Source organism: Cognatilysobacter lacus (assembly GCF_008274655.1).
Lineage (GTDB): Bacteria > Pseudomonadota > Gammaproteobacteria > Xanthomonadales > Xanthomonadaceae > Cognatilysobacter > Cognatilysobacter lacus.
Map to the genome: position 1 here is coordinate 1 of NZ_VTRV01000099.1, position 9,904 is coordinate 9,904.

Genomic DNA, 9,904 nt, shown 5'->3' on the forward strand with positions numbered 1-9,904 from the left:
CCGCGTTGCGCACGCTGCTGACGCCGCTCGACGCGCCGCGCCTGCAGGCGCTTGCCGACGCGCTCGGCGAACACGACGCCACCGCTGCGAGACTCGCCGAAGCGATCGTCGAGCATCCGCCGGTACTGGCGCGCGACGGCGGCGTCTTCGCCGACGGCTACGACCACGAACTCGATGAGCTGCGTCGGCTCTCGACCTCTGCCGACCAGTTCCTCGTCGACCTCGAAGCACGCGAGCGCCAGGCGACCGGCATCGCCACGCTCAAGGTCGGCTACAACCGGGTGCACGGCTATTTCATCGAGGTCAGCAAGGGCCAGGTCGCGCGGGCCCCGACGCACTACACGCGCCGACAGACGCTCACGGGCGCCGAGCGCTACATCACCGAGGAGCTCAAGCAGTTCGAAGACAAGGTGCTGAGCGCACGCGAACGGTCGCTGTCGCGCGAACGACTTCTGTACGAGCAGCTGCTCGACGCGCTCAACGAACGCCTCGAGCCGCTGAAGGCGTGCGCGGCCGCGTTGTCGGAACTCGATGTGCTGGCCGCGTTCGCCGAGCGTGCGCAGGTACTCGACTGGACGCAGCCGGAGCTTGCCGATCACCCAGGCATCCGTATCGAGCGCGGCCGACACCCCGTCGTCGAGGCGGTGCGCGACGCGCCGTTCGAGCCCAACGACCTGATCCTCGACTGCGCGCCGGATCATCAGGGTCGGCGCATGCTCGTCATTACAGGCCCGAACATGGGCGGCAAGTCGACATACATGCGACAGAACGCGTTGATCGTCCTGCTCGCGCACATCGGCAGCTTCGTTCCGGCGTCGGCCGCCACGATCGGCCCGATCGACCGCATCCTTACCCGCATCGGCGCAGGCGACGACCTTGCGCGCGGGCAGTCGACCTTCATGGTCGAAATGGCGGAGACCAGCTACATCCTCCACCACGCCACCGACTGTTCCCTCGTGCTGATGGACGAGATCGGCCGCGGCACCTCCACCTACGACGGCCTGGCACTCGCCGAGGCATGCGCGCGGCATCTGGCGGGCGTCAATCGCGCGTACACGCTGTTCGCAACGCACTACTTCGAACTGACGCGACTGGCCGAGCCGGGTAGCGGGATCGCCAACGTTCACCTCGATGCGGTGGAACATGGCGATCGGCTGGTCTTCATGCACGCGGTCAAGGACGGGCCAGCCGATCGCAGTTTCGGGCTGCAGGTGGCCGCCCTGGCCGGCCTTCCGAAATCCGTGGTTGCACAGGCACGCGCGCGGCTGGCCGAACTCGAACAGCAGCGCCCGGTCGAAGCGCGTGCGCCCATGACGGCATCGACACTGGAATCGCCGCAGCAGATCGCGCTGTTCCCGCCGAACACGGCGGCGATCGACGCGCTTGCCGGGATCGATCCGGATGAGCTGACGCCGAAGCAGGCACTCGAAGCGCTCTATCGGCTCAAATCCTTGATCTGACGGAGCACGTTCAATACCGACAGGGATGAACCGCTCAGCCGTGCCCGGTCACGTGCACCGGCGGCACCGCGCGGTAAAACACGCGCCGCCAGATCGCCATCGTGGCCATCGCGAGCGGCGCGAGTATCGGCACGAACTGCGCCAGGACCAAGGCGCATACGGATGCCACGACCGTCGCGAGGCCACGCGCGCGGATGTAGCGCGCGTCCTCGTCTGTGGTTTCACGCGCCCGCATGATCGGCGAAACCGCGAGCGCATTGAGCCGCAGGTTGAGCAGCGCGGTGAGCACCATCCAGCCCCAGTACAACGTCGCCGGGACGCGCTTGCCCTCGTACTCGCTCATGAATGCGGTGACGAAGGGCATGAACGCGATGCAGCCGAGGAACAACAGGTTCCAGCCCATCACCTTCGGCGTGTATCTCGTCGCGAGCGCGAACGCGCGGTGGTGTCCCATCCAGAACGCGCCGATTACGCCGAAGCTGATGAAGTAGCCGATCAGGTTCGGCGTCAGGCGCAGCATGCCGAGCCAGAATTCGACGTCCGGGGCGCTGCGTGGAATGACCGGGACGTGCACTTCGATCACCAGCAGCGTGATCGCGATGGCGAACACCGCGTCGGAGAAGAACACCATCCGTTCGAGCGGATGGTCGGTGGTCTCGCGCATCGGCTTGCTCCCCGCTTTGGTGGATTGTTTCGATGCCTGCGTCGAACAGCAAGGCGCGGCCCGTCTCCGCGCCAAGGACGCGGTTCAAACTCAGAGTGCGGCGAGGACCGAAACGAACGCGCTCGCCGTTTTCAGGCGGCGTCGAAGTCGCCGAGCGCGCGAAGGAGCCGGCGCGCGCGCTTGTCGGGTCGCTGTTCCGGCGGGCGGAACCCGTCGCGCTGCGCGGCTCGCAAGGCGCGAGCCTCTTCGCGCCGCCGCCGGGACTCGACGGTTTCGACGTAGAGCGACTGCGCGATCGCGGCCCCACTCCGCACCGTACTCAACGCCCGTACTTCGATCTCGAAGCGCTCGTCACCCCGCACGACATCCACCCGATCGCCCTCGCGGACCGCGCGCGAGGCCTTCGCGCGCTGCGCGTCGACCTCGACGCGTCCGTTCTCGATCGCCTGTTTGGCCAGCGAACGGGTCTTGAAGAAGCGTGCGGCCCAAAGCCATTGGTCGAGGCGGACGGACGGGGCGATTTCGGTCATGCGCGACGTTTACGGAGTGGAAGCCACAGCATGCCGCGCGCGGGGTGCGGAGAGATGAATGGCGCGACCCCGTCCGCAACGAGGCCGGGCGGCGCTACTGAGGATGAGCCTGCCGCCATGCGCCAGTTGCGCAGCGGCTCGCCGCGTCCAATCGGCGGCCCCGGAACGCAAACGGCCGCCCAAAGGCGGCCGTCTTCCACGAACGCTGGACCGATTACTGCTGAGCAGCAGCCGCGGCAGCAGCCTTCGCCTTGGCGTTGCCAGCGAGATCTTCCTTGATACGCGCCTTCTTGCCCTGCAGGCCGCGCAGGTAGTAAAGCTTGCCGGCGCGAACCTTGCCGCGGCGCTTCACTTCCACCGAATCGATCGTGGCGCTGTGCGTCTGGAACACGCGCTCGACGCCGAAACCATGCGAGATCTTGCGAACCGTGAACGCGGAGTTCAGCCCGCCGTTCTTGATACCGATGACCACGCCCTCATAGGCCTGGACGCGCTCGCGATTGCCTTCCTTGACCTTCACGTTCACGACGACGGTGTCGCCCTGGCTGAAGTCGGGAAGCTGGCGGGTGACCTGGTCGGCTTCGAAATTCTGGAGCAGCGTATTGATGGACGGCTTGTTCATGGCTTTGGCCTGTTGGTGTCGTTGTAGAGCCGCGAGTGCGCGTGGACCCGCGTGCCGGCGTAGAAACAGCTAAGCCCGTAATTGTAGCGGGAATTTCCCGGAGAAGACCAGCCGCTCAGCCGCGCTCCGGGCCGACGACCGGGCCGGCGATGGCCGGACTCGGGTCCGGCGACGCGACCGCGCCTTCCTGATATTCCCGCAGCAGGGCGATGTCCGTCTTCGACAGCGTGCGCCCGGCAAACAGGTCCGGCCGACGATCCGCGGTGCGCCCGAGCGCCTGCATCCACCGCCAGCGCGCAATCCGGGCATGGTCGCCGGACAACAGCACGTCAGGGACAGCCCCGAATTCGTGCTCCACCGGGCGCGTGTAGTGCGGGCAGTCCAGCAGACCGTCCTCGAAGCTGTCCTGCGCAGCCGACTCGGCGTCGTTCAGCGCACCCGACTGCAGCCGGGCGATCGCGTCGATCAGGACCGCGGCAGGAAGTTCGCCCCCGGACAGCACGTAGTCGCCGATCGAGACCTCCTCGTCGACTTCCGCCCGCACCAGCCGCTCGTCGACGCCCTCATAGCGGCCGCAGAGCAACACCAACCTCGGCAGCGAAGAAAGACGCCGAACGCCCGCCTGATCGAGCCTGGCGCCCTGCGGGCTCAGATAGACCACGCGCGCGGGGCCATCGCCTGATGCGCGCGCCGACGCTAGCGCCCGGCGCAACGGGTCGACCAGCATCACCATGCCGGGCCCGCCGCCGAACGGGCGATCGTCGACGCGACGATAGTTGCCCTCCGCGAAATCGCGCGGATTGGTGCCGTGGATCGACAAGAGCCCGCGCTCGACCGCGCGGCCGACGACGCCGAACCCCGCGCACTGCGCGACGAATTCGGGAAAGAGGCTGACGACATCGATGCGCATGGCGGGCTCGGGCGGCGGTCAGGCCGACCTAGAAATCCGGGTCCCAGTCGACCGTGACGCGGCCGGCGTCGAGGTCGATGTCGGTAACGTATTGCGGCCGCACGAACGGGATCAGCCACTCGCGGTCGCCTTCGCGCGCGACGAGCACGTCGTTCGCGCCGGTCGGAAACACGTGCGAAACGCGGCCCATCAGGCGGCCGTCGACGTTCACGACCTGAAGGCCTTCGAGATCGACCCAGTAGACCTCGCCCTGCGCGGGCTTGGGCAGCACAGCGCGCGCGACGTAGATCTCGGTGCCGCGCATCGCCTCGGCGGCGTCGCGGTCGTCCACCCCGGGAAGTTCGGCCACGACGCCCTTGGCGGTCTCGCGGCCGCGCACGCCGATGAGCTCGCGCTCGCCGCCGCGTGCGTCGCGTAGGGTCCAGGGCCGGTAGCCGAGGATGGCCGAGCGCGGCTCGGTCCAGCTCTCGATTTTCACTTCCCCACGAACGCCGAAGGCGCCGACCACCCTACCAACAAGGATGCGGCGCCCCGGGGAATGCGTGTCGCTACCGCCCGCGCCAGGCACGGGCGAGGTCATCAGGCCGCGGCCTGCACCTTGGACGCCTGCTTGTACAGGTCGGCGACCTTGTCGGTCATCTGGGCGCCCTGACCCAGCCAATGCGCAATGCGGGCGGCATCGAGCTCGACGCGCTTGTCGTTGCCCGAGGCGACCGGGTTGTAGTAGCCGACGCGCTCGATGTTGCGGCCGTCGCGGGCGCTACGGCTGTCGGTGACGATGATGTGGTAGAAGGGGCGCTTCTTGGCGCCGCCACGCGTAAGACGGATCTTGACCATGGTTTTCTCGTGGTGCCCAGCTGCCGGAGTGGCAGGGTAAGCCGACGATTTTAACGGGATTTCCCGCCGCGGGGAACCCGCCCGGCGAAACGGCCGCTCTCCGACTCAGCGGAACGGCATCCCGCCCCCGCGCCCGCCCATCATCCCCTTCATGCCGCGCATGAGCCCCTTCATGCCGCCGCCCGCCAGCTTGGACATCATCTTTTCCATCTGCTGGTACTGCTTCATCACCTTGTTGACGTCGGCCGGGGTAAGCCCCGCGCCTCGGGCGATGCGCGCGCGGCGCGAGCCGTTCAGAAGGTCCGGGTTGCGCCGCTCCTTCTTGGTCATCGAGTTGATGATCGCGATCATCCGCGGCACTTCCTTGCCGGTGACCTGCTGCTTGACGTGCTCCGGCACCTGTCCCATGCCGGGCAATTTGTCCATGAGCCCGTTCAGGCCGCCCATGTTCTGCATCTGCTCGAGCTGGTCGCGCATGTCGTTGAGGTCGAACTTCTTGCCCTTGACGACCTTCTCGGCGAGTTTCTGGGCCTTGTCCTTGTCGACCTGCTGCTCGACCTGCTCGACCAGCGACAGCACGTCGCCCATGTCGAGGATGCGGCTGGCGATGCGGTCCGGATGGAAGACGTCGAGGCCGTCGGGCTTTTCACCGGTGCCGATGAACTTGATGGGGCGCCCGGTGATGTAACGCACCGACAGCGCCGCGCCGCCGCGTGCATCGCCGTCGGTCTTGGTCAGCACCACGCCTGTAAGCGGAAGTGCCTCGGAAAACGCCTTCGCGGTGACGGCCGCGTCCTGGCCCGTCATCGAATCGACGACGAAGAGCGTTTCGACCGGATTGGCCGCCGCATGCAGCGTCTTGATCTCCGCCATCATCGCTTCGTCGATCGCGAGGCGGCCCGCGGTGTCGACGATGAGAATGTCGACATACGACTTGCGCGCGTCTTCGATCGCGGCGCGGACGATGGCTTCCGGCTGCTGGGATCCGTCGGACGGGAAGAAGATCACGTCGACCTGCTCGGCCAGCTGCCGGAGCTGCTCGATCGCCGCGGGCCGATACACGTCGGCCGACACCACCATCACCTTCTTCTTGCGCCGCTCCTTGAGGTGCTTGGCGAGCTTGCCGACCGTCGTGGTCTTGCCCGCGCCCTGAAGGCCCGCCATCAGGATCACCGCGGGTGACGGCACGTTGAGGTTGAGGTCGGCGGCCTGCGCGCCCATGACCGCGGTCATTTCGTCGCGCACGACCTTGATCAGCGCCTGCCCGGGCGTGAGCGACTTGATCACTTCCTGCCCGACCGCCCGCACCTTGATGCGCTCGATCAGCGCCTGAACCACGGGCAGCGCGACGTCCGCCTCGAGCAACGCGATGCGCACCTCGCGCAGCGATTCGCGGATGTTCTCCTCGGTCAGGCGACCGCGGCCGCGCAGTCGCTCGATGGTGCCGGAGAGGCGCTGGGACAGTGACTCGAACATGGCGTGGCCAACGGCGAAAACGGTCGCGAAGTATAGCGTTCGGCCGCAAGCGGCCCGCGGAACGGCTGTGCGACACTTTCGCGATGACGCTCGTAATCGTCTCCCTGCTGCTCTATCTCGTCGCGACCGGCATGCTCGCGTCAGCGCTTCGCGCCGACCCCGGCGCGCCTTCCGGCGCATGGCGCGTGCCCGCCGGCGCCGCAATGGCACTGCACGCCACCGTCCACGTCATCGCATGGAATGAAATCCATGGCCCGGACCTGCACTTCTTTGCCGCGCTGTCGCTGGTGAGCCTGGGCATGGCTGCGATGACCACGGCGGTCGCCAGGCGCGAACGCGTAGCGGCGCTTGCCGTGCTGGCGTTGCCACTGGCGGCGGCGATGCTGGCGGCGTTCCGCGCCTACGGCCATGCCGCGCCGATGGCGCTCGACTGGCAACAGCAGCTGCACGCGGCACTCGCCCTGCTGGCCTACGCCACGCTCGCCGTTGCGGCGCTCGTTGCCGTCACGCTCTGGGCCCAGGAGCGCGCGCTCCGGCGCCGCGAATTCCATGGCTGGCTGCGCGCCCTGCCGCCGCTGGTCCAGCTTGAAGCACTGCTTTTCCGAACGATCGCCGTGGGATTCGGGCTGCTGACCGCAACGTTGCTCACCGGGGTGCTGTTCGTCGAGAACCTCTTCGCGCAACACCTGGTGCACAAGACGGTACTGGGAATCCTCTCGTGGCTGGCGTTCGGGGCGCTGCTGTTCGGCCGGCGTCGCTATGGCTGGCGGGGCAGCACGGCCGTCCGCTGGACGCTTTCCGCGATGGCGCTGCTGGTGCTCGCCTATTTCGGCAGCAAGGCCGTGCTCGAACTGATCCTTCACCGCCACGTCGTCTGAACCGTTCCAGCAGCGGAACGCTTCGTAATTACCCGTCTTCACAATACTTGCATTGACAACTATTGCGCGCGCATCTAAATTGCGCGGCCATGACGACGCCCCAATCCTGCAACGGCTCCTCCCTCGGCCTCCTGTTCCGGCAGGTGCGCGATGCCATGTGGGCGTGGATGGAGCGGGAACTCGCCGCCGGCGGTCACGACCTGACCTTCAGCCAATACATCACGCTCAAGACGCTAAGCGCCGGCCGCGCAGGCGTGACCGAGCTGGCCCGCGCGGCTCAGCTGCACCCCGGTGCGATGACCCGAGTCCTCGACCGGCTGGAAGCGCAGGGCCTCGTGGCGCGCGTCACCGACCCGCAGGACCGTCGCGCCCTGCACGTCGACCTGACCGACGCCGGTCGCCGCCTGTGGGACGTCGTGGGCGACTACGGGCGTCGCGTGCACACCCAGGCGATGCAGGGTCTGGACGACGCTGAACAGGCGCAGCTGCTCGACCTGCTGGCGCGCGTGCGCGAAAACCTTACTCCGGGCTCCGACTGACATGACACGAAATTCCGCAGCGCCGGCTCTCCGGCGGCTCGCCCCGCTCGTCCTCGCGCTTGCCGTTGCCGGCTGCGCGAGCATGCGCGGCGTCGACCCGAAGGCACACCCGCTCGACGCCGACGCGCTGGCCGCGTCGCAGACCCTGTCCGGTGCCGGCCACGTGCCGCTGCAGCGCGACTGGTGGCGCGCGTTCGGCGACCCCCAGCTCGATACCTTGATCGACGAAGCACTGCAGGGTCAGCCGAGCCTCGCAGCCGCGGACGCGCGCGTTCGCCAAGCCGTCGCGCAGGCGGGGCTGGCGGATTCGGCGCGGCAACCGATGGTGGGCGCGACCGCGCAGTACTCCGGTATCCGCATCCCCGAGTCGATCGCCCCGCCGCCGCTCGGCGGGGAATACAAAGGCGTGATCCTGCTGGGTCTCAACATCAAGTACAGCCCCGATCTGTGGGGCGGACAGCGCGCGCGCTACGACGCCGCGATCGGTCAGCTGCGGGCGGTCGAGGTCGAGGCGCAGGCGTCACGACTCACGCTCGCGTCCAACATCGCGCGTGCCTATGTCGGCCTCGCACAGGCGTACGACGCGCTCGACGTTGCGACGTCCGAGAAGTCGCGCTCGCAGAAGCTGCTCGGCCTCGGGCGTCAGCGGGTGAAAGCCGGCATCGACAACCAGTTGCAGACGCGCAACGCCGAGGTACTGGTCGACTCCGCATCGCAGCAGGCGCAGGCGGCGCAGCAGCAGATCGACGGCGCGAAGCACGCGATCGCCGCCCTGCTCGGTAAAGGCCCCGACCGCGCCGCGTCGATCGTGCGCCCGAAACTTCTGAAGGCGCCGCCCCCCGGCGTGCCGAGCGTCATTCCGAGCGAGCTGCTCGGTCATCGGCCCGACGTCGTTGCATCGCGCTGGCGCGCCGAAGCGGCCAGCCGCGCGATCCATTCCGCGAAGTCCGAGTTCTATCCGGCAGTGAACCTGTCGGCGTTGATCGGCGTGGCTGCAGGCGGGCTTACCGACCTGTTCTCGACGAAGGCGCTCCTCGCGCAAGGTGGCCCCGCACTGACGTTGCCGATCTTCGACGGCGGACGGCTGCGCAACAACCTCGCGCGGACGGATGCCGAGTACGACCTCGCCGTGGCGGCGTACAACGGCAGCCTGGTGACGGGCCTTCGCGAGGTCGCCGACGCACTCGACACGGCGCGCGCACTCGATGCGCAGATCGCCTCCGTGCGGCTTGCGCGACAGTCCGCACAGGCCGCGCTGTCGCTGGCGAATACGCGCTACAAGGCCGGCCTGACCACGCAGATCGACGTGCTGGCCGCACAGCGGCCGCTGCTGCAACTTGACCAGCAATTGGCCGCCCTGCGCGCGCAACGCCTGATCGCCACGGTCGACCTCGACCAGGCGCTCGGCGGCGGCCTCGAGCTGACCGCACCCCCTTCCGAACCCGACGCCGCGACCGCCAGCCGATGAGCACTCCCGCACCCGCTTCCACCGCCCCGTCCGCTGCGCCCGCGAAGAACGGCAAGCGCCGCCGCGCTCTCACGATCCTCGCAGTGATCGTCGTGCTCGCCGGTCTCGGCTGGCTGATCTATCACTTCATGGTCGGCCGCTGGTATGAGAGCACGGACGATGCCTACGTGCAGGGCAACGTCGTGACCATCACGCCGCAGACCACGGGCACGGTCACGGCCATCACCGCCGAAGACGGCATGCGCGTCGAGGCCGGCACGGTTCTCGTGCGGCTCGACGCCACGGATGCACAGGTTGCCTACGACCAGGCCGTCGCCAATCTCGCCAACACGGTTCGCCAGGTGCGCGGCCTTTACAGCACCGTGAGTTCCGGCGAAGCGGAGCTTCGTGCGCGCGAAGTCGCGGTCGCCAAGCTGCGGTCGGACGTTGCGCGTCGCAGCGGGCTCGTCGCGACCGGCGCGGTGTCGGCCGAGGAGCTGGCGCATGCCCGCGACGACCTCGCCGCCGCCGAAGCCGCGCT

Annotated in this window: 11 protein-coding genes and 1 pseudogene; 5 read left to right on the forward strand and 7 right to left on the reverse strand. The window is 68.1% G+C overall.

Features of this window, described 5'->3' with window-relative positions; genetic code table 11:
• On the forward strand, positions 1-1,460 hold a 1,460-nt coding region (gene mutS, locus FW784_RS09490), incomplete at its 5' end, for a DNA mismatch repair protein MutS (RefSeq protein ID WP_149353108.1).
• 34 nt (positions 1,461-1,494) lie between these two features.
• Here the strand turns inward: mutS and FW784_RS09495 are convergent.
• The 7 genes from FW784_RS09495 to ffh form a co-directional block, all read right to left on the reverse strand.
• Positions 1,495-2,124 (reverse strand): TMEM175 family protein, encoded by a 630-nt coding sequence (locus FW784_RS09495; RefSeq protein WP_149353109.1) that lies wholly within the window; start codon positions 2,122-2,124, stop codon positions 1,495-1,497.
• Between the two features lie 131 nt (positions 2,125-2,255).
• Entirely contained in the window at positions 2,256-2,654 is a 399-nt protein-coding gene (locus FW784_RS09500; RefSeq protein ID WP_149353110.1) for an RNA-binding S4 domain-containing protein, read from the reverse strand.
• 214 nt (positions 2,655-2,868) lie between these two features.
• Positions 2,869-3,276, reverse strand: coding sequence for a 50S ribosomal protein L19 (gene rplS / locus FW784_RS09505; RefSeq protein WP_149353111.1), 408 nt, complete (start codon positions 3,274-3,276; stop codon positions 2,869-2,871).
• A 115-nt stretch (positions 3,277-3,391) separates the two neighbouring features.
• Complete coding sequence (gene trmD, locus FW784_RS09510) at positions 3,392-4,186, reverse strand: tRNA (guanosine(37)-N1)-methyltransferase TrmD (protein ID WP_149353112.1); 795 nt, start codon at positions 4,184-4,186, stop codon at positions 3,392-3,394.
• A gap of 28 nt (positions 4,187-4,214) precedes the next feature.
• Positions 4,215-4,766, reverse strand: a complete 552-nt coding sequence (gene rimM / locus FW784_RS09515; protein WP_149353113.1) for a ribosome maturation factor RimM — start codon at positions 4,764-4,766, stop codon at positions 4,215-4,217.
• Positions 4,766-5,023 (reverse strand): 30S ribosomal protein S16, encoded by a 258-nt coding sequence (gene rpsP, locus FW784_RS09520; protein ID WP_149353114.1) that lies wholly within the window; start codon positions 5,021-5,023, stop codon positions 4,766-4,768. The genes rimM and rpsP overlap by 1 nt, the downstream gene beginning before the upstream one ends.
• Before the next feature lie 105 nt (positions 5,024-5,128).
• Complete coding sequence (ffh, locus tag FW784_RS09525) at positions 5,129-6,499, reverse strand: signal recognition particle protein (RefSeq protein WP_149353115.1); 1,371 nt, start codon at positions 6,497-6,499, stop codon at positions 5,129-5,131.
• A gap of 83 nt (positions 6,500-6,582) precedes the next feature.
• On the opposite strand from ffh, the gene FW784_RS09530 reads away from it, so the two are divergent.
• The 4 genes and pseudogenes from FW784_RS09530 to FW784_RS09545 all read left to right on the forward strand — a co-directional run.
• The gene (locus FW784_RS09530; protein WP_149353116.1) at positions 6,583-7,377 is read left to right on the forward strand and encodes a cytochrome C assembly family protein; all 795 of its coding nucleotides are present in this window, start codon (positions 6,583-6,585) and stop codon (positions 7,375-7,377) included.
• Between the two features lie 89 nt (positions 7,378-7,466).
• The gene (locus FW784_RS09535; protein ID WP_149353117.1) at positions 7,467-7,916 is read left to right on the forward strand and encodes a MarR family winged helix-turn-helix transcriptional regulator; all 450 of its coding nucleotides are present in this window, start codon (positions 7,467-7,469) and stop codon (positions 7,914-7,916) included.
• Position 7,917: 1 nt separating this feature from the next.
• Positions 7,918-9,384, forward strand: a complete 1,467-nt coding sequence (locus FW784_RS09540) for an efflux transporter outer membrane subunit (protein WP_149353118.1) — start codon at positions 7,918-7,920, stop codon at positions 9,382-9,384.
• Positions 9,381-9,904, forward strand: a pseudogene (locus FW784_RS09545) (EmrA/EmrK family multidrug efflux transporter periplasmic adaptor subunit); the annotation flags it as partial. The gene FW784_RS09540 and the pseudogene FW784_RS09545, both read left to right, overlap by 4 nt.

Excerpts from the sequence above, each read along its gene's own strand:
- FW784_RS09495 (WP_149353109.1), bottom strand. The coding sequence starts at position 2,124 with ATGCGCGAGACCACCGACCATCCGCTCGAACGGATGGTGTTCTTCTCC.
- FW784_RS09500 (WP_149353110.1), bottom strand. The coding sequence starts at position 2,654 with ATGACCGAAATCGCCCCGTCCGTCCGCCTCGACCAATGGCTTTGGGCC.
- rplS (WP_149353111.1), bottom strand. The coding sequence starts at position 3,276 with ATGAACAAGCCGTCCATCAATACGCTGCTCCAGAATTTCGAAGCCGAC.
- trmD (WP_149353112.1), bottom strand. The coding sequence starts at position 4,186 with ATGCGCATCGATGTCGTCAGCCTCTTTCCCGAATTCGTCGCGCAGTGC.
- rimM (WP_149353113.1), bottom strand. The coding sequence starts at position 4,766 with ATGACCTCGCCCGTGCCTGGCGCGGGCGGTAGCGACACGCATTCCCCG.
- rpsP (WP_149353114.1), bottom strand. The coding sequence starts at position 5,023 with ATGGTCAAGATCCGTCTTACGCGTGGCGGCGCCAAGAAGCGCCCCTTC.
- ffh (WP_149353115.1), bottom strand. The coding sequence starts at position 6,499 with ATGTTCGAGTCACTGTCCCAGCGCCTCTCCGGCACCATCGAGCGACTG.
- FW784_RS09530 (WP_149353116.1), top strand. The coding sequence starts at position 6,583 with ATGACGCTCGTAATCGTCTCCCTGCTGCTCTATCTCGTCGCGACCGGC.
- FW784_RS09535 (WP_149353117.1), top strand. The coding sequence starts at position 7,467 with ATGACGACGCCCCAATCCTGCAACGGCTCCTCCCTCGGCCTCCTGTTC.
- FW784_RS09540 (WP_149353118.1), top strand. The coding sequence starts at position 7,918 with ATGACACGAAATTCCGCAGCGCCGGCTCTCCGGCGGCTCGCCCCGCTC.